At 43.0% G+C, this 23,456-nt stretch carries 19 protein-coding genes; 11 read left to right on the top strand and 8 right to left on the bottom strand.

The window, feature by feature from the left end; all coding sequences use genetic code 11:
• Nucleotide 1 precedes the first annotated feature (1 nt).
• The 8 genes from ACOQOA_RS15055 to ACOQOA_RS15090 form a co-directional block, all read right to left on the bottom strand.
• Nucleotides 2-574: a peroxidase-related enzyme gene (locus tag ACOQOA_RS15055; protein ID WP_420549434.1), complete on the bottom strand. Its 573-nt coding sequence runs from the start codon at nucleotides 572-574 to the stop codon at nucleotides 2-4.
• Between the two features lie 52 nt (nucleotides 575-626).
• Nucleotides 627-1,409: a TlyA family RNA methyltransferase gene (locus ACOQOA_RS15060; RefSeq protein WP_420549435.1), complete on the bottom strand. Its 783-nt coding sequence runs from the start codon at nucleotides 1,407-1,409 to the stop codon at nucleotides 627-629.
• Nucleotides 1,402-2,850, bottom strand: coding sequence for an MATE family efflux transporter (locus tag ACOQOA_RS15065; RefSeq protein ID WP_420549436.1), 1,449 nt, complete (start codon nucleotides 2,848-2,850; stop codon nucleotides 1,402-1,404). Before ACOQOA_RS15065 ends, ACOQOA_RS15060 begins: the two co-directional genes overlap by 8 nt.
• Nucleotides 2,837-4,231, bottom strand: coding sequence for an MATE family efflux transporter (locus ACOQOA_RS15070; protein ID WP_420549437.1), 1,395 nt, complete (start codon nucleotides 4,229-4,231; stop codon nucleotides 2,837-2,839). Before ACOQOA_RS15070 ends, ACOQOA_RS15065 begins: the two co-directional genes overlap by 14 nt.
• Nucleotides 4,232-4,362: 131 nt before the next feature.
• Nucleotides 4,363-4,758, bottom strand: a complete 396-nt coding sequence (locus ACOQOA_RS15075; protein ID WP_420549438.1) for a YbaN family protein — start codon at nucleotides 4,756-4,758, stop codon at nucleotides 4,363-4,365.
• Nucleotides 4,759-4,774: 16 nt separating this feature from the next.
• Complete coding sequence (gene dxs, locus ACOQOA_RS15080) at nucleotides 4,775-6,712, bottom strand: 1-deoxy-D-xylulose-5-phosphate synthase (RefSeq protein ID WP_420549439.1); 1,938 nt, start codon at nucleotides 6,710-6,712, stop codon at nucleotides 4,775-4,777.
• Between the two features lie 57 nt (nucleotides 6,713-6,769).
• Nucleotides 6,770-7,699: a polyprenyl synthetase family protein gene (locus tag ACOQOA_RS15085; protein ID WP_420549440.1), complete on the bottom strand. Its 930-nt coding sequence runs from the start codon at nucleotides 7,697-7,699 to the stop codon at nucleotides 6,770-6,772.
• Nucleotides 7,700-7,739: 40 nt separating this feature from the next.
• Nucleotides 7,740-7,991: an exodeoxyribonuclease VII small subunit gene (locus ACOQOA_RS15090; protein ID WP_420549441.1), complete on the bottom strand. Its 252-nt coding sequence runs from the start codon at nucleotides 7,989-7,991 to the stop codon at nucleotides 7,740-7,742.
• A gap of 151 nt (nucleotides 7,992-8,142) precedes the next feature.
• Between ACOQOA_RS15090 and ACOQOA_RS15095 the strand changes: the two genes are divergently transcribed.
• From ACOQOA_RS15095 to ACOQOA_RS15145, 11 genes are all read left to right on the top strand, one after another.
• A complete protein-coding gene (locus ACOQOA_RS15095) occupies nucleotides 8,143-9,072 on the top strand; it encodes a histone deacetylase family protein (RefSeq protein WP_420549442.1) in 930 nt (309 codons plus the stop codon).
• A gap of 35 nt (nucleotides 9,073-9,107) precedes the next feature.
• Complete coding sequence (locus ACOQOA_RS15100; protein ID WP_420549443.1) at nucleotides 9,108-10,244, top strand: efflux RND transporter periplasmic adaptor subunit; 1,137 nt, start codon at nucleotides 9,108-9,110, stop codon at nucleotides 10,242-10,244.
• A gap of 63 nt (nucleotides 10,245-10,307) precedes the next feature.
• The gene (locus ACOQOA_RS15105; protein WP_420549444.1) at nucleotides 10,308-13,463 is read left to right on the top strand and encodes an efflux RND transporter permease subunit; all 3,156 of its coding nucleotides are present in this window, start codon (nucleotides 10,308-10,310) and stop codon (nucleotides 13,461-13,463) included.
• Between the two features lie 210 nt (nucleotides 13,464-13,673).
• Nucleotides 13,674-13,985 carry an ArsR/SmtB family transcription factor gene (locus ACOQOA_RS15110; protein ID WP_420549445.1) on the top strand — a complete coding sequence of 104 codons (312 nt, stop codon included), beginning with the start codon at nucleotides 13,674-13,676 and terminating at the stop codon, nucleotides 13,983-13,985.
• 387 nt (nucleotides 13,986-14,372) lie between these two features.
• On the top strand, nucleotides 14,373-15,488 hold the full coding sequence (locus ACOQOA_RS15115) for a DUF2336 domain-containing protein (RefSeq protein WP_420549446.1): 1,116 nt from the start codon (nucleotides 14,373-14,375) through the stop codon (nucleotides 15,486-15,488).
• A 99-nt stretch (nucleotides 15,489-15,587) separates the two neighbouring features.
• Nucleotides 15,588-17,063 carry a DegQ family serine endoprotease gene (locus tag ACOQOA_RS15120; RefSeq protein ID WP_420549447.1) on the top strand — a complete coding sequence of 492 codons (1,476 nt, stop codon included), beginning with the start codon at nucleotides 15,588-15,590 and terminating at the stop codon, nucleotides 17,061-17,063.
• A gap of 5 nt (nucleotides 17,064-17,068) precedes the next feature.
• Nucleotides 17,069-18,385, top strand: a complete 1,317-nt coding sequence (locus ACOQOA_RS15125; RefSeq protein WP_420549448.1) for a replication-associated recombination protein A — start codon at nucleotides 17,069-17,071, stop codon at nucleotides 18,383-18,385.
• 9 nt (nucleotides 18,386-18,394) lie between these two features.
• A complete protein-coding gene (gene crcB / locus ACOQOA_RS15130) occupies nucleotides 18,395-18,772 on the top strand; it encodes a fluoride efflux transporter CrcB (RefSeq protein ID WP_420549449.1) in 378 nt (125 codons plus the stop codon).
• Nucleotides 18,773-18,859: 87 nt separating this feature from the next.
• Nucleotides 18,860-19,870 carry an RluA family pseudouridine synthase gene (locus ACOQOA_RS15135; RefSeq protein WP_420549450.1) on the top strand — a complete coding sequence of 337 codons (1,011 nt, stop codon included), beginning with the start codon at nucleotides 18,860-18,862 and terminating at the stop codon, nucleotides 19,868-19,870.
• A gap of 16 nt (nucleotides 19,871-19,886) precedes the next feature.
• Nucleotides 19,887-20,564: an HAD-IA family hydrolase gene (locus ACOQOA_RS15140; protein ID WP_420549451.1), complete on the top strand. Its 678-nt coding sequence runs from the start codon at nucleotides 19,887-19,889 to the stop codon at nucleotides 20,562-20,564.
• Nucleotides 20,565-23,402: an AsmA family protein gene (locus ACOQOA_RS15145; protein WP_420549452.1), complete on the top strand. Its 2,838-nt coding sequence runs from the start codon at nucleotides 20,565-20,567 to the stop codon at nucleotides 23,400-23,402.
• The last annotated feature ends 54 nt before the right edge of the window (nucleotides 23,403-23,456 follow it).

Below are 23,456 nucleotides of genomic sequence, written 5' to 3' on the forward strand. Positions count from 1 at the left end.
GTTAACGATCTAAGCTGTGATACTCTTTATTCGGCATCATTTCTGTCGCATGTGCCATTCGATTTGTATAATTGAAAAAACTAACGGTTTCACAGATATCGAAATAGTCAGACTCGTTAAAACCAGCATCGCGCAATTTTTGACGATCTTCTTCTTCAAAAATACCGGGTGTTTCAGTCAGTTTCCAAGCAAAATCTAACATGGCTTTATGACGATCTGATAATGGGGCGATCCGATAATTCATCACCATCATTTCCCCTAATTCTGGATCGCCTGATAATTGTCTAACGGCTTGCCCATGGGCGACAAGGCAATAGTAACAACGATTACAGCTACTGACGACAACCGCAATCATCTCGCGTTCTAGTTTGGAAAGACCACTTTCTTCCAGCATGATCTCATTATACATATCCATAAATTTGCGAAGACGATTGGGTTTATAGGCATATACCTGTAAAACGTTTGGGATTAGTCCAAGTTTTTCTTCACAAATCTTGAAATATTTTTGGATGTCTGGATCAAGGGCGGAAATATCCGGATCAGGTAGAATAGATAATATATCTTTTTGTGGCATGTGAACCTCCCCAACGCATTCGTTTTCATATGTATTATAGATAATGTAGGGATTACTTCTTATGAGCGCAAATTAGAAATTCAACATTTCCTTGTGGACCCGTGATTGGGCTTTCAGTGATGCCTTCGACTTCCCAATTTTCAAGGCTGGAAACCCATTGATGGATTTCATCGCAGACCTTTTTATGAAGTTCCGGATCACGAACCACGCCGCCTTTGCCGACTTCCCCTTTACCAACCTGAAATTGAGGTTTGATGAGAGCCGCTAGAAAAGCGCCACTGCGGGTAAGGCCCATAGCGGCAGGTAATACTTTTTCTAACCCAATAAAACTTGCGTCGCAGACAACCGCATCAATTTCATCAGGGATATCATCACGGGTGAGATGTCGGGCATTGGTGCTTTCCATAACCACAACCCGATCATCACTGCGCAATTTCCAGCTTAATTGACCACGACCGACATCTACTGCATATACTTTCTTGGCCCCGTTTGCCAATAACACATCAGTAAAACCACCTGTGGAACAACCTACATCAATACAGATGCGATCTTTCACATCCAGATTAAATTCACTGATGGCTTTATCAAGTTTAAGCCCCCCACGACTGACCCAGGGATGATCTTGCCCACGCACTTCTAAGGGCTTGTCTTCAGCGACTTTATCGCCAGGTTTTGCGACTTTTTGCTCCCCACTGAAAACCTTACCTGCCATGATTAAAGCTTGTGCCTTACTTTTGGTTTCGACCAGACCGCGATCCACCAATAGCTGATCAATACGTTCTTTCTTTACCTTTGGTGGGCGCGGAGCTGCGTTTGGTTTTTGGGATTTAGCCATGGGAGTCTTCGTTACTTGCAAGCTGTTGTTGGTGATCAAGTCTAGCATCGCTTCGGATCAGATACCAGAAACGCAGAAGATTTACGACAGCTGAACTGCAAAGTCCAATGAACAATCCCAGCCAGAAACCAGCTACCCCCATATCAAGCTCAAAAGCCAAGAGCCATGCGATTGAAAAACCCAATCCCCAATAACAGAAGATAGACGCAAACATTGGAACTTTTGTATCATTCAGGGCGGCTAAGCATCCTGCGATAGAAAGCTGAATGCCATCTGGTATTTGAGAGAAAGCCGCAATTAACATGACACCAGCCGCGACGAAAAGAACTTCGTCTGCACGTTCCGTGCTTGGATCCAGAATGAATTCTGAAATCTCGGTTGAGAAAATAATAACAATCAACGCCGCTGTGATGGTGAAGGTCAATGTTGCAAAGAAACCAACCCATCCGTTTTGGCGTGCTTGAATATAATTTTTTGCCCCAAATTCATATCCAACGCGACTTGTCGTCGCATCGGCGATACCCAAACTGATCATATAGGTGGTGCCTAAGATCACCATGATGATGGTATGGGCAGCCAGTTCAATAATGCCGAGCCACCCCAGTAGGATCGCTGAAACTGTAAAGACGGATTCTTCAAGCGTTAATCGGATGGACATCGGCGTGCCAAGTTTGAAGAGGCGCGTGAAGATTTCCCAGTCTGGCCGCCAGAAATTTTTAAAGATCTGGTAATCGGCAAATGGTTGTTTAAATGTAACCGTAATCGCGCCAGCAATAAAAATCATTGTGGAAACGATTGTTGTCGCAATGCCGGCCCCTTCAATATCAAGCGCTGGAATACCAAAACCGCCGAAGATTAAAAGATAATCCAGTCCTGCATTTATGGGTACCGCAGACCAAACAATCACGGCTGCCATCTTTGCTTGCTGCATCCCAACAAAGAAGCAACGCAATGATACGAAAGCAACTGCGGGTAAGAAACTCCACATCAGATAATCTGTGTAACGTCCTGCTGTAATGGCGAGGCTTTCTTCCTGACCAAGCATTATGAAGACTTCCTTCATAAACCAAAGTGGTATCATGAAGACTATAGAGCATAAAATCGCAATCCAGATAGATTGACGAACCGTACGGCGGATCATGCGTTGATTTTCTTGCCCACGGAACTGACTGATAAGAGAGTTAGAGGCAAGAATAATCCCGATAGAGATCATGAAATAAATATAGTAAATATGAGAAGACAAGCTAGCAGACGCTAATTCCGTTGGTCCTAACTGACCAATGAAAATAACATCTGTTGTTCCCATCGCCATCTGTCCAAGCAAGCTTAAGCAGATAGGTAAAGCGACTTTCCAAGTTTCAATGTAATTCGCCCATATTCCTGTTTTATGGGTGACCTGTCCCTCTTCGACCTGATTGAGGAAGTGGTTATCTTGGCTCATAGCTAATCTTTCGCATCATATATTGAAAACGTAAATACAGGAAGAATGCCGTGAGTAAGACGCCTGTAAGCAGCCCGTACCAGATCCCGATGACACCAAGGTTGAAGTGGTGGGATAAAAGATACGCTGTAGTTGTGCCGATGATTGTATAGGTCAAAATGAAAGTGTAAAGCGGAACTTTCATATCGGATATCCCATGTAGGCTTCCCTTGAGAGCAAGCTGCCCTGCATCCGCAATTTCAAAGATCATTCCTATGATCGCAATCTTGACAGCCAATGCCAAAACGAGTTCCGCATTTGGTAAACCTTCATCCATAAAGGCGGATGTAATGGGTTCTGCAAAAATCAGTACAAACAAGAAGGCAAGGGAAGAACACAGCAACGCGAGAGACAAGCCCGCATAGCCTGCGATCTGAACACCCATAAAGTTTTTACGACCAAAGTTATTGCCCACCCGACTGGTAGTTGCATCACTGATACCCATGCTGAACATGTAGATTATATTGATGATAGCCATGCCAATGGAATGTGCTGCTGCTTCCACAGCGCCTAAACGCCCAGCTAATAGCACAGACACTGAATACATTGCCTGTTCCAAAAGCATGCCGCCGCCAATAGGCAAGCCCATGCGATAGATCTTCACATAAAGCTCCCAATCTGGTCGCCAGATACGGCTGAAGACATGGTAGCGACGATAAGGTAATCGTGTGAGGATAATACTTGCGGTGATGAGCAGCATTAAAGTAGTTACCAAAGTACTGGAAATACCAGCTCCTGCCAGACCAAGTTCTGGTGCACCCAGATTACCAAAAATCAGGCAGTAATTGAAAAACGCATTTGCGGCGATACCGATCAAGGTTACATACAGGATCGGTTTTGGACGCCCCAAGGCAACGGTGAAATATACCAATGCATCAAAAATCAAACCCGGGATCATCATCCACATATAGGTATGCATATATTCCTTCGCAGGTGCGATTAAGGATTCTGTTTGTCCGGTGATTTCAAAAATAAATTCTGTATGCCACAAAATGAATAGGGCAGGGGCAGATACAGTCAGGGCAACCCAAATACCTTGGCGCACGGCGCGACGTGCAGTGCGTGCTTGTCCAGCTCCGATAGCTTGCGACGCCACCGGTGTGATCGCCATAATGGTGCCAGTTAATAATAAATACAGGGTATAGAAAATACTGATAGAGATTGCAGAGGCTGCTAATGCTTCTGCACTTAGCTGCCCGATCATCAGGACATCCGTGGTCCCAATGGCCATATGCCCCAAATGTCCAAGACATAGAGGAGCCGCAATTTTAAAAAGCTTGCGATATTCTTCTTTGGCTTTGCCGATCACGATTGGATCTTTTTGAATCAACCGAAGTAGCATTTTCGTCATCCTGAAAAGAGTTATTAATTATTCATTTAATAACTTTGTAGCAAATTTTTATCTTTCACGAAAGATACCTTTCGCGTCAATAGATGTCGAAAAACGGCAAAATTCAAGACAAATTGAAGTTTCTAAACGGTTTTTTCACGTTTTCGGCTGGGACGGGTCACAATATAAATTCCCACAGAAGTCATGATTATGCCCGCAGAAATCAATCCATAAATTGGAATTTCCAGATAAAGCATAATTAACATACTGCCTGTCATCGCAGTGACTGCCCAGATTTTACCCCAGATCGGGATGACTCTATGTTGATCCCAATCTTGTAAAAGGGGACCATAAGTTTTGTGAGTATAAAGCCAATGATGAAAACGTTCTGAACTTTTAGAAAACCCCCATAATGCCACAATTAGAAAGGGTACTGTTGGCATGATAGGAAGAAAGGCACCAATCACACCAAGGCACAGTGCAATCCACCCAATGATGAGATAGATCCAGCGAAGGGTGTGATGGGATAGCTTTACCATAAGCGGATGTGATTTCCTATTCTACAAGACCTGCGGGACTGTTCTGGATATTGTGTCCCATATTGTCTTTGCCAAGGGCATCAAGAATTGTTTTTTGGATACCATCTGCATCTAGGCCGGCGTCAGCAAGTTGCTTTTCAGGCTTGTCATGATCTTGGAATGTATCCGGCATAAATAAATTCCGGATTTTTAATCCCTGAGTTAGGTCATTGCGCACCACATAGTCCATGACCTGAGTAGAAAACCCACCAATGGATCCTTCTTCTACAGTCACTAAAAGATCATGTTCAGATGCGAGCTTATGAACCAGTTCCGTATCCACAGGCTTGGCAAAGCGTGCATCAGCAACAGTACAGTTAATACCCATGCTCGCTAAACTATCTGCCGCTTTTAAGGCATCATCTAAACGCGTACCAATTGAAAGGATAGCAATAGACTTGCCTTCACGGATGATCCGGCCTTTACCAATTTCTAATGCTTCAGGTTTTTCTGGTAACTCCGCTCCATTTCCTTCACCACGTGGATAGCGAACTGCAGAAGGGCAATTATCTATTTCGGCTGCTGTGGCAATCATATGTGCCAGTTCAGCCTCATCACTTGGTGCCATGACAATCATATTTGGCAAGCTTGCCAAGAAGGTAATATCAAAAGCACCACAATGGGTGGATCCATCCGCTCCGACAAAACCGGCACGGTCAATTGCGAAACGGACGGGTAGGTTTTGGATTGCAACATCATGTACGATTTGATCATAACCGCGTTGCAAGAAGGTAGAATAAATTGCTGCAAAAGGTTTAAAACCTTCACATGCCATACCTGCAGCGAATGTCACTGCATGTTGTTCGGCAATACCTACATCGAAACAACGATCTGGATGAGCTGCATCAAAAATATTTAAGCCAGTGCCGGATGGCATGGCTGCATTGATTGCAACAATCTTGTCATCATGTTTAGCGAGTTCAGTCAAAGTTTCACCGAAGACTTTTGTATATGTCGGTGCCTTTGGTTGGGATTTAACCTGCGTACCTGTGACAATATCAAATTTAGAAACACCATGATATTTGTCAGATGCTTGTTCAGCAGGTTGGTAGCCTTTCCCTTTCTGGGTGATCACATGGATCAAGAAAGGACCACGTTCTGCTTCTTCGCGTGCATTTTTTAGGACCGGAATCAAATGATCCATATTATGCCCATCAATTGGGCCAATATAATAAAAACCAAGTTCTTCAAATAAAGTACCGCCTTGAACCATGCCACGGGCAAATTCTTCTGCACGTGCAGCTGCTTTTTCCATTGGGTCCGGGAATTTTGTCGCAATTTTTTTCATAATATCGCGCAAGGACAAATAAGATTTGGAAGAAAGCAGTTTAGATAAATAGGCGCTCATTGCCCCAACAGGTGGCGCAATAGACATTTCGTTGTCGTTCAAAATAACGGTCAAATTGGATTTTAAGGCGCCTGCGTTATTCATGGCTTCAAATGCCATCCCTGCAGAGATAGAACCATCTCCGATGACAGAAACAACATGATTGTCACTTTCAGCAAGGTCACGGGCAACAGCCATACCAAGGCCAGCTGAAATGGATGTGGAGCTATGACCAGCACCAAATGGATCATATTCGCTTTCTTTGCGTTTGGTGAAGCCACTTAGGCCTTCTCCTTGGCGCATGGTTAACATCTTGTCGCGGCGACCGGTCAGGATTTTATGAGGATAGCATTGGTGTCCCACATCCCAGATCAAACGATCGTCTGGCGTATTGAAGATGTAATGTAAGGCCGTTGTTAATTCTACAACACCTAAGCCAGCCCCTAAATGACCACCTGTATGTGATACAGATTGGATCATGTCCTGACGCACTTCATCGGCAACCTGTTGTAACTGGTTTTCATCCAGTTTGCGTAAGTCGCTAGGGACATTAATCTGGTCTAACAGTGGTGTATCTTTGATCACCATGAAAGGGGCTCCTCAACTTATCCTATCGGATAAAAATCCTGTATATTATACGCGTTTTTAGCTGCGACGGTTTACGATAAATTGTGCAACTTCACGCAGCAAATCAGCCTTATGATCGAAGTCAGACAAATGGTCAACCGCTTGTTCTGCTAAAAGTGCTGCTTGTGCCTTGGCACGGTCCACTCCCAGAAGAGATACAAAAGTCTCTTTTCCACGATCTGCATCTTTACCTACTTTCTTTCCGGTTTCTTCTTCGGTGCTTTCCACGTCCAGTAAATCATCGGCAATTTGGAATGCTAAACCAAGATCATGAGCGTATCCGCGCAATGCATCTCTTTGGGCTTTGCTCGCTTGACCAAGGATCGCACCACCTTGGCACGCAACCTCAATTAAGCATCCAGTTTTAAGGCGCTGCAATCTTGTAATGCCGCTTAGATCTAATGTTGTTTCTTCCGCTTCCAGATCAATCATTTGACCACCCACCATGCCATGAGGGCCAGCTGCTTTGGCCAATGCTGCAACCCATTCACAACGGATTGCGGGATTGGCGTGGGTTTCTTCATGTGAAGAGAGTTCAAACGCCATAGTGAGAAGAGCATCACCAGCCAGAATGGCTGTGGCTTCGTCATAAGCTTTATGAACTGTTGGTTGACCACGGCGTAAATCGTCATCATCCATTGCTGGTAGGTCATCATGGATTAATGAATAGCAATGAATCATTTCAAGGGCAGTAGCTGCACGTAATGCGGAGGCTTCTGAGACACAAAACAGATTGGCTGCTTGCATGAGCAAGAAGGGGCGTAATCGTTTGCCTCCATTCAAACTACCATGACGCATAGCCTGAATAAGTTTGGGTTCTGAGATAACACTATCTTCTGGTTGCTCAATTTGAAGATGTTTGTTGATTTCTGCTTCAATCTTATCAGCTACATCTGTCATGGCTGTATTTAGTGAAGTTGAAATATCCTGATTCATATTCGGGGCCATTGCGGCTGCCTTTATATTTTATGTAGTAATGAGTTAGGAGTTAATCTAGTTGCATTTCAGAGGCGCTGACGCTGCCATCTGGGTTTAAGCTGATTTTCTCCACGCGTAGGCGTGCTTCGGATAGTTTTGCTTCGCAATGCTTTTTTAATTCCGTACCGCGTTCATATGAAGCAATCGACATTTCGAGTGGAATGTCGCCGCTTTCCAGACCTGTTACAATGTCTTCCAATTCCCGCAAGGCAGTTTCAAAACTCATATTGGAAATAGGTTGTTTTTCTGGGGTCTCTGACATGATGCAGGTCCTTAAAGTTTACTTATGCTTAAATATTTCATGAATTGAGATGTATTTTATCCTTTATGCAGGGGACAGCCAAGCTATAAGAATGGAGAAAACAAGTTTTCTTTGTGATAACAGATACTCAGGCATAGTGAAGGGGCTAAACATGACTTTATTATTCACTCATGAAAGTTGTATTTTACATGATATGGGGGCAGGACATCCTGAACAGCCTGCGCGTTTAGTCTCTGTTCTAAAAGGTCTGGAAGATGATGAGTTCGTATCGCTAAATCGAAAAATAGCGCCGCTAGCTACGAAAGATCAGTTGGCACTGATGCATCCTGAAGAGCATATCGACTCAATTCTAAATGCAGTGCCTCAAGATGGTTTGATATCTATTGACGGGGATACTTCCCTTTGTCCGTATTCTGGTGAGGCCGCCATGCGCGCTGCAGGTGCTGTGGTGGCGGCAGTTGACATTATTGTTCACGTTAAGGAGGATCAGACAGCATTTTGTGCGACTCGTCCTCCGGGGCATCATGCAGAACCCAATAAATCTATGGGCTTTTGTCTATTTAATTCTGTTGCAATTGGTGCTGCATATGCACGTGAGGCTTATGGCATTAAGAAATGCGCCGTGATTGATTTTGATGTTCATCATGGAAATGGAACCGAAGCTTGTTTTTGGAATGACCCTGATTTCTTATATTTATCTACGCATCAATCTCCCCTTTATCCGGGAACAGGTGCTGAAGGGGATCATGGCGCATATAATAATATAGTGAATTCTCCCTTACCTGCTTATGCAGATGGCGAACAAATACGTATTGCTTTTAAAGAAAAAATCATGCCTGCCCTTGAAAATTATGATCCGGACCTTTTATTTATCTCAGCTGGGTTTGATGCACATCGTGATGATCCTTTGGCCAATATGATGTTGGAAGATGAGGATTATGCATGGATGACTGCTGAACTGGTTGCATTTGCACGTGATATAAGTAATTGTCCGATCATCTCAACTTTGGAAGGTGGGTATGATCTGGACGCGTTACGACGTTCAGTCCAGGCTCATGTAAGAGAATTACAAGCTTATTGATATGGATAAGCATTTGTCATCAGGGGATTAATGACATGAAGAACATAACAAAGATTGTTAGTGCGGCAGTATTGGGACTTATTCTTATAAGCCCGCTGCAATCTGTATTGGCGCAAGGTCAACAAGCCGCTTTAGTTGGTGTCGATGAAGTTCAAGGAGAGCCTCTTGGACAAACAATCCCTGTTTTAGGGCGTTTAGTTGCTCAACAGCGCTCACAAGTTGCAGCGCTTGTTGATGGGCCGATCGAAAAAATGGATGTTCAAATTGGTGATCGCGTTGTTAAAGGTGATACATTGGTCGTTTTGGACGATCGTCGTATTCGTCAATCACGCAACCTGCAAGCGGCGATGTTACAGCAAGCAAAAGCAAGTTTAAAAGCAGCTCTTGATCAAAAAGCCCTAACCGAACAAGAACTGGTGCGATTGGAACGTCTACAATCTTCTGCAGCTTTCTCCCCAGCTCGTCTTGAAGATAAGCAATTAGAATTAGCACGTTTTACATCTCAAGTTTCTGTGGCGGAAGCAGAAGTTGCAGCAGCACAGGTGAATTTATCTTTAGCTGAAATCGATCTGGCTCGCACGGTCATTAAGGCACCGTTTAATGGCGTTGTAACAGAGAAAAATACCGAAGTTGGATCTTATGTAAGTCAAGGTGATGCTGTTTTGTCTTTGATCAATCATGAAGACCTTGAGGTAGAAGCCGACGTGCCATCAAATCGTTTGGTTGGTTTAGAAAATGGACGATTGATTGATGTAGATTTATCCGGACAAAATTACGAGGCCATTGTACGTGCTGTGGTGCCGGATGAAAATGTATTGACCCGTACGCGTGCTGTTCGTTTTACCTTGGGTGCTGATGATAACGCGCTTGAAACTCTAGCTGCGGGCCAATCCGCGACTGTATATATCCCCGTTGGCTCTACCCGTCAGGTAATGACAGTTCATAAGGATGCACTCATTGCTAAAGGTGATGGCTATATTGCTTATGTGGTAGAAAATGGGATCGCCAATATTCGTCCTGTAACAGTCGGGGATGCTGTTGGACAGCGTTTTGAAGTTATGACTGGCCTTAATGCAGGTGATATCGTTGTAATTCGTGGGAATGAACGTTTATTCCCGGGACAAGCGGTTCAATATCCAAATATGCCAAAAGCGGAAGAAAGCGGCAGTTAAGTCGCTTCATATGAATTCGTCTCGCATATTTGATATATTACAAAGCTGGGAAGGGCTTGGAACATGAATTTAATCCGTATTTCTATTGAACGACCTGTCGCCGTTATTGCTGCTGTTTTAATGGCTGTGATGTTTGGATTCGTGGCTTTGAACACGATCCCAATTCAGTTGACGCCAGATATTACACGCCCGGTGATTACAATACGAACTGATTGGCCCGGCGCTGCGCCTGCAGAAGTTGAACGTGAAATTATTAATGAGCAGGAAGACGTGCTGAAAGGCCTTGAAGGTTTAGAAAGTATGGAAAGTAGCGCATCCACGGGACGTGGAAGCGTGACACTTGAATTTAAAGTCGGACAAGACATGTCCCGTGCCTTGCTTTTAACTGCAAACCGTCTTGATCGTGTTTCAAGTTATCCATCAGAAGCGAATGAGCCTACCTTGCGTACGGCGGGTAGTGAAGATAATCCCATCGCTTGGTTCCGTGTTGTTCGAACTGAAGGTAATGATCGTCCGGTAGGTGAATATCGCGATTTTGTCGTTGATGTTGTCCAAGAACGTATTGAACGTGTAAACGGCGTTGGTGAAGTGAATGTCTATGGCGGCGGGGAACGCGAAATGCGCGTTGAAATCGAACCGACCTTGCTTGCACAACATAACCTAACGATTTCCCAAGTTCTTTCCACATTGCGCGCGGCAAATGCCTCCATTACTGGTGGTATCGTAGAAGAAGGTAAGCGTCGCTATGTTGTGCGTACGGATAACGAATTTGTTTCCCTTGAACAGGTGCGTGATGTCGTTCTGCGGACAGAACAAGATGCAACGACAGGACGTATGGCCCGTATCACAGTTGGCGATATCGCCAATGTATATTTCTCATATAAACGTTCTACATCAGATATCCGGTCATCTGGTATTGATGCTATCGCTGTAAATGCCACTCGTGAAACAGGTGCCAATGTGATCGAGGTAATGGAAGAAATTCGTCTTGCTGTTGCCGAACTTAATGCAGGTGTTTTAGTTGGTGAAAAACTAACGATGGAACAGCTTTATGACGAAACCGTTTATATTGATTCTGCAATTGAATTGGTGATTCAGAATATCTGGGTCGGTGGTGTCTTAGCTGCCATTATTTTATTGATATTCTTACGTAGTTTACGTGCAACCTTAGTCGTAGGGCTGGCTATTCCCGTATCTGTGATTGCCTCTTTCGTTGCCATGGCCTTTATGGGGCGCTCACTTAATGTGGTAAGTCTAGCAGGTATCGCTTTTGCTGTGGGTATGGTGGTGGATGCTGCGATTGTCGTTCTTGAGAATATCTATCGTTTACGACAAGAAGGTAAACCGATTTCACAAGCCGCCTATGAAGGTGCAGCGCAGGTTTGGGGCGCGATTTTCGTCTCTGCGATGACGACTGTTCTTGTGTTCATTCCTATTATGATCATGGAATTAGAGGTTGGTCAGCTATTCCGTGATATAGCTGTGGCGCTTTCTGTATCTGTGATGTTGTCCTTACTTGTTTCCATTACTGTTATTCCGGCTTTGGCAAATCGTTTGTTGCGACATGATGTGAATGATCCTAATCGCAAGATTATCAAATTGCCATTTGTCGATGGTTTTGGGCGCATGTTCATGTCTGCGGTGACTAGGCTTGCCAATGGTGTTGTCAATAGTCGTAAATTTGCCCTGACATTGGTGATTAGTGTAACTGTGATTAGTTCTGCAATTACCTTGGCATTGATCCCAAAGCTCGAATATTTACCGACAGGTAACAGAAATTTTGTTTTTGGTATGTTATTTCCGCCTCCGGGCTATAATTTAGAAACGATGAATGAGATTGCCTCTGAGGTCGAAAGTAAGGTTAAACCACTTTGGGCATCCGTTTCGGGGCCTGAATCAGAGGAAGGGCAACCGCCAAAAATTGAAAACTTCTTCTTTGTTGCATTGACCAATCGTACCTTTATGGGCGCAAGTGCAATAGATCAGCAACGTGCGGGGGAGCTTATCCCTGTTCTGACGAAGCCAATATTTAGCGAACCCGGAATGTTTGGTTTCTTTACACAGCCATCTATTTTTGGCCGTGGTGTTGGTGGATCTCGTTCGGTTGATCTGGATATTTCTGGTCCTAGTCTGGAAGATGTTATTACGACAGCTCAACGTGCTGCGATGAAGGTTGGTGCGATCTTACCGCGCAACGAAGGAAACCAAATGCGCCCGATTCCGGGATTGGAATTTGGTGAACCTGAAATCCGTTTGACGCCAGACCCCGTGCGATTGGCTGATAACGGTGTGTCTGCCAATGAGTTAGGTATTACTGTCGATGCTTTTAATGATGGTCTTCGGATTGATGAGATTACGGTTGATGGTAAGTTAATTGATTTAACTCTGACAGGACCTGAAGAATATAATAAGGCAACACAGGATATTAATGCTTTACCGGTTGTGACAGAAAGTGGCACCATTTTGCCTGCGGCGTCATTAGCTGATATTCGTGTAACTTCAGGACCAACAGAAATTCGTCATACTGAACGCGTACGTACGGTTACCTTACAAATTCGTCCAAATGATTTTATTCCGTTGGAAGTTGCATTGGAGATGTTGGAAGATCAGGTTATGAACCCACTTATAGAAGAAGGTGTTCCTAATGGAATTAATCTTCAACTAACGGGTACAGCGGAAAAACTGAATGAAACATGGAGCGAAATGAAAGGAAGTTTGTTGATCGCCTTGATCATTGTGTTCCTTGTGATGGCTGTTCTGTTTGAAAGCTTCCTTTATCCATTGATCATTATGTTGGCGGTACCTTTGGCAACTGCTGGTGGTTTGGTCGGATTTCAGTTGCTCGCAACATGGAAGTTCCAGACATTTAATATGTTAACGCTTCTGGGTTTTGTAATTTTGATCGGAATTGTAGTGAATAATGCGATTTTGCTAGTGCATCAAACCTTGCATCATATCCGTGAAGAAGGAATGGAAGCTGGGAAAGCTGTGGTCGAAGCAACAACGAACCGCATTCGTCCAATCTTTATGTCTACATTAACCTCTGTAGTTGGTATGTTGCCGCTTGTTTTATTCCCAGGTGCTGGTTCTGAGATATATAGTGGTCTTGGTTCGGTTGTCGTTGGTGGCTTGGCATTATCTGCGATTTTAACTTTAGCGATAGTTCCTCCACTCTTAGCACTGCTTGTTGCTTCTCTGGAAAATAGATCAAAAAGTTAACATGATCTTAGTAAGTGGTTAACGAATTATTAATATATAATGCGGCATTTTATGTAAGGTATTATAATACCTCAACTAGATAAAATGCTGTCAAAAATATGGCAGTTTTCTGGGGGAAAGTCATTTTCTTTGCCATTGCATATTGCTAATATGCATGCAAGAGGATGGACCACATCTTCGTCTAAATAATTCAACTAAAAGGTGAAATTAATGTCCCCACAAGCTTTGGAACCTCGTGTTCAAGAAGCAAGCACTTTGCTGAAAGCTATGAGCAATGAAAAACGCTTGTTGATTCTTTGCCATTTGCTTAATTCCGAATTGTCTGTTGGTGCATTGGAAAAACTAGTTAGTTTAAGCCAGTCTGCACTATCTCAACATTTGGCACGTTTGCGTCGTGATGGTTTTGTTCAAACACGTCGCGAAGCGCAAACAATCTACTACTCTATTAAGGGTGAACAGACCAAGACTATTATTTCTGCGTTAAGCAATATTTTCGCAGATGATATGGTTTTAGCTGCTTAAGGCTGCGAATTCATACCTGAGGGGTATCAGGAATTTAATCAAGTGTTTTATGAATTCTGCATGCTTAGATAGATCGATGTGGGGAAGGTGATCTCATCATAAAAAGCAAGAATTTAAAGACATTTGATTAATGATGATTTTAAAGAGGGCACTGCATTTATGTGGTGCCCTTTTATTTTGTTATTAAATAAATTAAAAAAAAATGCTAAAATAATTTTTGGTTTGATGCGGATGTTCTTGCAATTCAAGAGGATAAATCGCATTCTATTATGAGAAAAGAACAGGATTGTTTCTGTTGATTGGCGAAATCACTCAACTGTTATTGGGGAACTTCGCACATGTTACGGATAAGATAGGCAGAAACTAACGCTTGAGAGGCTTGTTAATATGGGCACAACATTATCTGCTGCTGATGTACAACGTTTAATGACTGATCCTTCTGCTGAGACTCGCACTGAGACCGCGGCAAAAGTAGCATCTAGTTTTCAGGATGGCAGCTTGGGTGAAGTAGAGCAAAAACTTGCCAGTGAAATTTTTCGTGTATTAGCGAAAGACGCAGAAGAACGTGTACGACAAGCGCTATCACAGAATTTAAAAAATGCTGCAGGTGTGCCTTCTGATGTCGCTGTTACTTTAGCCAAAGATATTAGTGATAAAGTTGCCCTACCGATTATTCAGTTTTCTGAAGCTCTAACCGAAGATGATTTGATTGATATCGTGCGCACGCAAGCTCCACAACGCCAAGTCGCTGTTGCTTCTCGTGAAGATGTGACTGATGGGGTCGCTCATGTTTTGGTCGATGAAGCTGACAAAACAGCTGTTGTGGCACTTGTGTCTAATGAACGTGTGAATTTATCGGAAGGCGTATTGGACAAAGTTGTTGAAACTTATGGCGAAGATGAAGATGTACAACGCCCATTGGTTCACCGTCCAACATTACCGATCACAATTACAGAAAAACTGGTAACGAAGCTAACTGATGAATTGAAAGATTATCTTGTTCAGCATCATGAGTTATCTGAAGAAACCGCAACAGACTTAATCTTGCAAGCCAGAGAGCGTGCAACTATTGGCCTTGCTGCGACATATAACGACGAAACAGATGTTGAGGCATTGGTGAGGCAGCTTCACAATAATGGCCGTTTAACACCTTCTATTGTGTTCCGTTCTTTATGCGTTGGGGATCTTGTATTTTTCGAAAATGCTTTGGCCATTATGGCTGATGTACCTCTGCAGAACGCACGTATCCTCATTCATGACGAAGGCGATCTGGGTTTCAAATCCCTTTATGCGAAGGGAGGCTTACCATCTGGTCTTCTACCTGCCTTCCGTACAGGCGTTTCTTTGGCGCGTGATAACGAGAAAGAGCGTACGGATGCAGATTTAGAACAGCAAACACGTTCAATGCTTGAGCATGTCCTAACCGCACATGAAGATGTTATCGGTCAATATGGTGAGGAAAACGTTGATTACTTGTTAAACAAGTTTAATCAGGTTGCTTAATTTATATCAAAAAAACAAAATAGAAAATGAGAAGGCGATTTTTAATTAAGTCGCCTTGTTTCTGACATATATCTCCCTAATATAAAGCTTATGAAGATTATGATAAATATATCCCGACCTAAAATTCAGAAACTAGGGTTCGGTAAGCGCACTGTTAGCAGCGTTGCTGCGGCATTGGCTTTTGTTGTTACTATGTCTGTAAACCCTCTTGTGGTTGAACCTGCGCAGGCAGAAGAAACAAAGGTAACTCCTGAAAGCCAAATGCAAATGCAATTATCCTTTGCGCCATTGGTAAAAGAAGCTGCGCCTGCTGTTGTGAATATCTATACCAAGAAAGTTGTCGAGAGTCGTCAAGGTGCGTCCCTCTTTAATGACCCATTCTTTCAAAAATTTTTTGGTAATCGTTTCAATTTAGGTGGCAAGAAAAAGAAAGTAGAAAATTCCTTAGGATCCGGTGTGATTGTAAAAGACAATGGTGTTGTCGTTACAAATAACCATGTGATCGCAGGGGCGACAGAAATCCGCGTAGTTTTGTCTGATCGTCGTGAATTTGATGCCAAGGTTCTCTTAGCTGATGATCGTACGGATTTAGCCGTGCTGGAGCTTGAGAAAGTAAAAGAAGAATTACCTGCTTTAACTTTTGGTGATTCAGATGCGCTGGAAGTTGGGGATCTTGTGTTAGCAATTGGTAACCCATTTGGTGTCGGACAGACCGTGACATCTGGTATCGTTTCTGGTTTGGCCCGTACTGCCGTAAGTGTGTCAGACTTCCGTTCTTTTATTCAGACTGATGCTGCGATTAATCCGGGAAATTCCGGTGGCGCCTTAATGTCCATGAATGGTGAAGTTGTTGGAATCAATACAGCTATTTTCTCAAAGACTGGCGGAAGTGTTGGTATCGGTTTCGCTATTCCTGCAACAATGGTTGAAGCTGTTGTGGATAGCGCAATTACGGGTGAACCTTTATTGCGCCCGTGGTTGGGCTTCAATGGTCGTGATGTGACAAGTGAAATCGCCGATGCGTTGGGAATGGACCGCCCAGGTGGTGTGCTTGTTGAAGATATCTTTGAAGGTAGTCCGGCCAAAAAAGCTGGCGTGCAGCCTGGTGATGTTATTCTGTCAGTTGAAGACTACGAAGTTGAAGATGGACAAGTTTTACGTTTCCGATTAGCAACACGCGGTATTGGCGGCGCAGCGAAGGTTTCATTGCTGCGTGGTGGTGACGTAAAAGAAGTGTCTTTTGATTTGATTGCTCCACCAGAAACACCTGCGCGTGATGAACTTATAGTTGAAGGGCATTCGCCATTGGCTGGTTTGCGTCTTTATAATCTATCTCCGGCTGTTGCTGAAGAATTACATATGCCAAGCAATGCAAAAGGTGTCGTTGTATCTGGTGTGATTAAAAGATCACCAGCTGCGCGTCTTGGTGTGAAAAACCGTGATCGTATTCTAGCTATTAACGGACAAGACACACCAATGGTTCAGGATGTACGCGATGCCCTTGAAACAGATGGTGGTGAATGGCATGTGGTTATTGAACGTAATGGCCGTAAACATGTAATTGAGGTACGTTAAAGATTATGGCTGGGGGCGCAACAGGATTTGAAAATAGTCTGTTTGGTGCGGATGCTCCGCGCCCATTGGCTGATCGTTTGCGCCCGAAAACCATTGATGATGTTGTTGGTCAGGATCATCTCTTAGGTCCTGAAGGCAGTATCCGGCGTTTTCTAGATCAAGGACGTCTAACATCCTTAATTCTATGGGGAACACCGGGATGCGGTAAAACCACAATTGCACGTTTATTAGCTGATCATACTGATTTGGCCTTTGAACCTTTAAGTGCGATTTTTTCCGGCGTTGCAGATTTACGTAAAGTTTTTGATCGGGCTGAATCCCGACGAATGCAAGGGCAAGGCACTTGTCTTTTTGTGGATGAGATTCATCGCTTTAACAAAGCACAGCAAGATAGCTTTTTACCTTATGTTGAAAACGGCACAATCATTCTTGTAGGTGCAACGACAGAAAATCCAAGTTTTGAACTGAATGCAGCTTTATTATCCCGATGTCAGGTATTTGTACTGAACCGATTGGAACATGATGCGTTTGAAATTATGCTTCAACGTGCAGAAGAAGAGGAAGGTCGAACACTACCTCTCACACAGGAAGCACGCTGGGCTTTGATGGATATGGCTGATGGAGATGGCCGTTATTTATTAAATATGGCAGAAGCGCTTTATGCGCTTGGCACCTCTAATGAAATGGATGTGGAAGAATTAGGGCGCGTCGTTCAAAAACGCCTGCCGGTATATGATAAAGGTCAAGATAGTCATTATAATTTGGTTTCTGCGCTCCATAAGGCTGTGCGTGGGTCTGATGTGGACGCGGCACTTTATTGGTTAGGACGCATGCTGGAAGGGGGAGAAGACCCCAACTTTATTGCGCGCCGTTTGTTGGTTATGTCTTATGAAGATATTGGGATGGCAGATCCTAATGCAGCCGTTCAAGCGCTAAATGCTTGGCAAACCTTTGAGCGATTAGGGAATCCGGAAGGGCAAATGGCTTTATCCCAAGCCGTTGTGTATCTAGCCACAGCGCCAAAATCAAATGCTCAATATAAATCCTTGAAAGCGGCGAAAGGCTTAGCGAAAGAAACAGGTTCGTTGCCGCCACCGAAACATATCCTCAATGCCCCAACAAAGATGATGCGCGAGATGGGGTATGGAGTCGGTTATCAATATGACCATGATTCAGAAGATGGATTTTCAGGGCAAAATTTCTTTCCAGAAAATTTGGCACGTGAAAAACTATATCAGCCTGTTGAACGTGGCTTTGAGCGTGATGTAAATAAACGCCTTGAATATTGGGAAGGCTTGCGCAAAAAACGCAATAAGATATAACTTGTTCTTATGAATATGATTTTCGCAATTGCAGCGGGAGGTGCCGTTGGGGCATTGGCTCGCCATTTTTTTGCTCATTGGGTAAACAGCCAGATGGTTGGCCATTTCCCATGGGGCATTATGCTATGTAATATTCTGGGTGCGTTTTTAATGGGGGCATTGATTGAGATGTCCGCAATACATTGGTCCTTATCACAGGAATTACGCGCTTTTCTTGCAGTTGGAATTTTAGGAAGTTTTACAACTTTTTCCACATTTGCATTAGATACCGTTTTACTGATGCAAAGAGGCCAGTCTTTATTGATGATTTTATATGTGGGCGTTTCCGTCGCGGGTGCAATCATCGCACTGATGCTTGCGATGATGCTGGTAAGGCAGTTCACATAGTTTATTATGGGTGATGACTTGAAAAAGTTATATAAATCCGTCAAAAGAAGCGCTTGAATTTAACGCTTGATTGAATAGGAAAATAGAATGAGCGGTGTACAAACACGTAGTGTCAAAGATAAAGATGAAGGCCTGCGATTAGACCGTTGGTTTAAAACTTATTTTCCGGGATTACCTTTCGGCCAATTGCAAAAAATTGTTCGCAAAGGACAAGTACGTGTAGATGGAAAACGTGCAAAAACGAATCAACGCCTTGAAGTCGGGCAGGAAATTCGTATCCCGCCATTGGATGATAATGCAACAGTTGATCCAGTAAAATTAGGCAAGTCACGTGGTCCGAAACCTTTAAGCGATGCAGATGTTAAATTTGTACAAAGCTTGGTTATTTTTAAGAATAAAGATGTCATTGCTATCAACAAACCGGCTGGCCTTGCTGTGCAAGGAGGCACGAAAACTGAGCGTCATTTGGACGGTATGTTGGAAGCTTTACAATATGACGCAGAAGAAAAGCCACGTCTTGTGCATAGGTTAGATCGTGATACGTCAGGTGTGTTATTATTAGCACGAAATCGTGCATCCGCTACGACAATGGGACGTGCATTTAAACATCGCACCACACGCAAGATATATTGGGCGATTGTGGTTGGTATCCCTGATCCGGAAGAGGGCCGTTTGACACATCCATTAGGTAAACTGGGTGGTAAAGGTGGAGAGCGTGTTGTTGTTGATGAAGAAAATGGCAAAAACGCTGTCACTGAATTTATGACAATGGAACGTGCAGGACGTCGATTGGCTTTGGTTGCATTGTGGCCAAAGACAGGACGTACGCACCAGTTACGTGCACATATGGCGGCGATTGGTACGCCAATTCTTGGTGATGGAAAATATGGTGGACGTGAAGCATTTGTTGATAGTGAAGATATTGCTAAACAAATGCATTTACATGCCCGCGAATTACAATTGCCGGATGAGAAAAACGGCAAAATGGGACCAGCAATAAAGGCGGCATTGCCAGATTATTTCCTAAAGACCTTAAAGGGAATTGGTTTTGAATATGAAGACTGGCTTAATCAAGATCCATTTGAAGATTTAGAATAGATAAAGTGAATATGTGATGGGGATAGATAGACCTAGATTAGTGATTTTTGACTGCGACGGCACCTTAACTGATTCCCAATCACGCATTGTGACTGCAACATGCTATGCGTTCCAGCAAGAAGGGTTTGAAGAACCTTCTCGCAAAGATATCTGTCATCAAGTTGGCCTCCCTTTAATGCAAATGATGTATAATCTATGTCAGAAAGATGATATGGATTTACTGCAACGCATGACCGAAAATTATAAAAAAGCAGTCTATGAAGTAAAGTTACCTGGTACACAGATGTCGCCACTGTTTCCTGATTGTCGAAAAACTTTAGCAAAGCTTCATGATAAAGGTTACTTCCTAGGAATTGCGACTGGAATGGGCCGAAGAGGGTTGGAAAGAACAGTTAAAGATCATGGTATTGATCATTTATTCACGACTTTAAAATCAGCTGATGATGGCCCAGGAAAACCAAATCCAGACATTTTATTGGATTCTATGTTGGAATGTGGTGTTGATGCTGGCGATACAGTTATGATTGGTGATACAATTTACGATATTGAAGCTGGTGTTAATGCGAAGGCGATTTCGATCGGCGTAGACTGGGGATATCATGCGCCGGAGATGTTACTGCAAGCTGGATCATATAAAGTGATCTCTAGTTTTAATGAATTGCCAGAATTATTGGATGAGGTCTTTACTAGATAGATGCGTATAATAGCGAAAGTTATAGCCGTTCTATTCTCCGCCTTGGTTGTATTAAGTACCGTGGCCCTTTTTGTTTTGTTCAGTATAGATTTTAATGAACATAAACCTTTTATTGAAGACCAAGTGAAAGAGCTAACAGGCCGGGATTTAATTATCTATGGCGATCTGGATGTCTCATTCTCTTTGTTAACTCCAAAGCTACGCGTTAACGATGTTGAGTTCTTAAATGCGTCATGGGCCACTGACCCTGTGATGTTACAAGTAAATGAATTGGAACTTGATCTTGATTTAAGTCGTTTACCCTTTGAACGATTGCTTGAAATTCGTCATGTTAAAATCAAAGACGCGACGTTGAATATTCAGCGTAATGACCGTGGTCAATTGAATTTCCCTTTCTCTGACGAAAGCGCCAAAAGCGAAAATGAACAAGTTATTTCCCATGATGTTCCTGAGAAAGGCTTGAAACCTGAAGATCCGATGATCCTGCCTATCATTCATGATGCAGAAATAAGTAACCTTAAAGTTACATATATAGATGCACAGGAACCTGACAAACATATCCTTAACTTATATAGCTTAGCTATCACTGAAAGTAAGGATGTTGGTAAGCGTAGTATTTCTCTTAAAGGTGATTCATCTAATATCCCATTCTTTATAGAAGGTGAGACAGGAAGTTTTAACGAACTTTTTGATGAAGAACTCGTTTGGCCTTTTACATTGACTGGCGATGTGGCTGGGGTTCAACTAGATTTAAACGGAAACCTTCAAACACCACGAAAAGCTGCAGGTGCAAATGCCGATATTTATATTGCTTCCAGTGATATCAAGAAATTTTCAGCTTTGTCTCATATTTTTGGCGGGTTTGATGCGCCAGATCTTGGTCGTACAGAATTATCTGCAACACTAAAAGCGGATGATCAAGGGCGTTTGGCTGCGGAAAACTTACATTGGACCGTGGATAAAGCAGGTAAGCACAGTTTGGTTATTGATGGTGCTATTGAGGATGTTATTGCCCTGAACGGAATTGCTGTTTCTTCTCAGGTTGAAATTCAATCCATCAATGAGTTTATCCGGTTAATACAAGCTGATTTTGATTATCCGGAATTGGGGCAACTTGTATTCGATAGCAAGTTAATGGGTGGTGTTGATAGTGAATTCAGTCTTTCAAATATGACTGCGACTTTAATTAAGAAGGATCATTATTCAGCAAGGTTAACAGGTGATATAGGTGATATTCTAAAGCAATCCGGCATTAAAATCGCCACCGAAGCAAGTGTTTCGGATATTTCAGAATTATCCAGCTATTTTAATTATCCAATCCCGAATTTGGGACGTGGAGATATTTCGGCAAAAATTAATGGTGATTATCCTGCTAATCTCAATGTAAGTATATTTGATTTACATGTTAAATCGGGTCAAAAAGTTGACGCGAAACTAACGGGCTCTATTCAAAATTTGTTATCAGAGCGTGAGATGAATTTAGGCTATAATTTAAAACTGGCTGATTTATCGCGGACAGCGCGAAAATTTGGATTAAAATTACCCGGATGGAAAAATGTGAAGCTGGAAGGTGATCTTTCATCGATGAAAGATGAGTATTTTGATGTGAAGAATTTCATGCTTCAGGTTCAAGATTCTGATATTTCAGGAAATGTACAAATTTCACTCAAGAAAGATGTCCCGGAAATAAACGCAGTTCTTTCAAGTCAGCGTATCGTTATGGGGGATTTACGTAAATCTCAGGCTCATAAATTAAGCGCGGCTGCTAAAACTCAACAAACCGAGGAAAGCCATCAGGAAACTACATCTCATTTGGGCCGGAAATATACTGAAAATAGAGTGGATTTCAAAGAACCAACCAAGCCAAGAGTAAAATTATACAGATTATCAAAAGCTGAAATCGATCTTTCAAAACTAAAGTCAGCGAATGTTAATCTAGATGTTTCCATTAACAAGTTGGAAGAAGGTGATCTTGCGATCAGCCCGTTAAATGTGAAAGCGTCTTTGGTTAATGGCACTCTTAAGACACAGAAACTTGAGCTTGGAGATGGAGATGGTCATCTTGCGGAAGGATATATGAACTTTGATACTTCTTCCGGTCAAATCGATACAGATGTGGTTCTAAAGGCCAAAGAATTTAATGTGGACGCCTTACTTAGCGTGATTGGTTATACCAAATTAATCAATGGGGATGTGCAAGTTAGCCTTGATTTAAAAACGAAAGGGAAATCCCCGCAACAACTTGCATCTAATATGCAGGGGCATGTTCAAATGGCGATGGCCAATGGCGTGATGAATGCAGATTCAATCACCAAATATTTTGGTGCTGGGGCAGCCGTTTTTACAGAACTGTTTACCGGCGGGCGAGCTGATGACGGTGTGAAGATATACTGTTTCATTGCTGATTACCCGATTGATCAGGGAATTATGAAAACCAAAAGTTTACTTTTTGATTCCACCGTATCAACAATTACATCAACGGGGACCATTGATTTAGGGCAAGAAGAAATTGATCTTGTCGTAACGCCACAAGGGGATATTTTGGGGATTGGTGCTGCCCTTCCTGTTATCGTCAGCGGAGATTTTAGAAAGTTTAATGTATATCCTGACCCTGCAGGAACAGTGGCTTCCCTGACAGGTACAGTTTTATCTGGCGTATTATTTCCTTTCTCGGTCGCGGGGAGTGTGCTTCCTATAGATCATGAAGATTCTCCTTGTACAGGTGCTAATGCCAAGGCGCGCACGCGTGAAGCGGAACGTGGAGAAAGTATCATCCATGATTTAGGGACGAAAGCGATTGAGGGGATCTTTGATATTCTTGGTGGGCAGAAAGATTGATTCTTTGGCGCCCTCATGGCATATCCTCCGCCAATAAGTTCAATCCTTTCTGGT

This window comes from Curvivirga sp. (assembly GCF_965219885.1).
Lineage (GTDB): Bacteria > Pseudomonadota > Alphaproteobacteria > UBA8366 > Aestuariispiraceae > Curvivirga.

Excerpts from the sequence above, each read along its gene's own strand:
- ACOQOA_RS15055 (WP_420549434.1), bottom strand. The coding sequence starts at position 574 with ATGCCACAAAAAGATATATTATCTATTCTACCTGATCCGGATATTTCC.
- ACOQOA_RS15135 (WP_420549450.1), top strand. The coding sequence starts at position 18,860 with ATGAGCGGTGTACAAACACGTAGTGTCAAAGATAAAGATGAAGGCCTG.
- dxs (WP_420549439.1), bottom strand. The coding sequence starts at position 6,712 with ATGGTGATCAAAGATACACCACTGTTAGACCAGATTAATGTCCCTAGC.
- ACOQOA_RS15060 (WP_420549435.1), bottom strand. The coding sequence starts at position 1,409 with ATGGCTAAATCCCAAAAACCAAACGCAGCTCCGCGCCCACCAAAGGTA.
- ACOQOA_RS15120 (WP_420549447.1), top strand. The coding sequence starts at position 15,588 with ATGATAAATATATCCCGACCTAAAATTCAGAAACTAGGGTTCGGTAAG.
- ACOQOA_RS15065 (WP_420549436.1), bottom strand. The coding sequence starts at position 2,850 with ATGAGCCAAGATAACCACTTCCTCAATCAGGTCGAAGAGGGACAGGTC.
- ACOQOA_RS15100 (WP_420549443.1), top strand. The coding sequence starts at position 9,108 with ATGAAGAACATAACAAAGATTGTTAGTGCGGCAGTATTGGGACTTATT.
- ACOQOA_RS15125 (WP_420549448.1), top strand. The coding sequence starts at position 17,069 with ATGGCTGGGGGCGCAACAGGATTTGAAAATAGTCTGTTTGGTGCGGAT.
- ACOQOA_RS15085 (WP_420549440.1), bottom strand. The coding sequence starts at position 7,699 with ATGGCCCCGAATATGAATCAGGATATTTCAACTTCACTAAATACAGCC.
- ACOQOA_RS15140 (WP_420549451.1), top strand. The coding sequence starts at position 19,887 with ATGGGGATAGATAGACCTAGATTAGTGATTTTTGACTGCGACGGCACC.
- ACOQOA_RS15115 (WP_420549446.1), top strand. The coding sequence starts at position 14,373 with ATGGGCACAACATTATCTGCTGCTGATGTACAACGTTTAATGACTGAT.
- ACOQOA_RS15105 (WP_420549444.1), top strand. The coding sequence starts at position 10,308 with ATGAATTTAATCCGTATTTCTATTGAACGACCTGTCGCCGTTATTGCT.
- ACOQOA_RS15095 (WP_420549442.1), top strand. The coding sequence starts at position 8,143 with ATGACTTTATTATTCACTCATGAAAGTTGTATTTTACATGATATGGGG.
- ACOQOA_RS15090 (WP_420549441.1), bottom strand. The coding sequence starts at position 7,991 with ATGTCAGAGACCCCAGAAAAACAACCTATTTCCAATATGAGTTTTGAA.
- ACOQOA_RS15070 (WP_420549437.1), bottom strand. The coding sequence starts at position 4,231 with ATGCTACTTCGGTTGATTCAAAAAGATCCAATCGTGATCGGCAAAGCC.
- ACOQOA_RS15075 (WP_420549438.1), bottom strand. The coding sequence starts at position 4,758 with ATGGTAAAGCTATCCCATCACACCCTTCGCTGGATCTATCTCATCATT.
- crcB (WP_420549449.1), top strand. The coding sequence starts at position 18,395 with ATGAATATGATTTTCGCAATTGCAGCGGGAGGTGCCGTTGGGGCATTG.
- ACOQOA_RS15145 (WP_420549452.1), top strand. The coding sequence starts at position 20,565 with ATGCGTATAATAGCGAAAGTTATAGCCGTTCTATTCTCCGCCTTGGTT.
- ACOQOA_RS15110 (WP_420549445.1), top strand. The coding sequence starts at position 13,674 with ATGTCCCCACAAGCTTTGGAACCTCGTGTTCAAGAAGCAAGCACTTTG.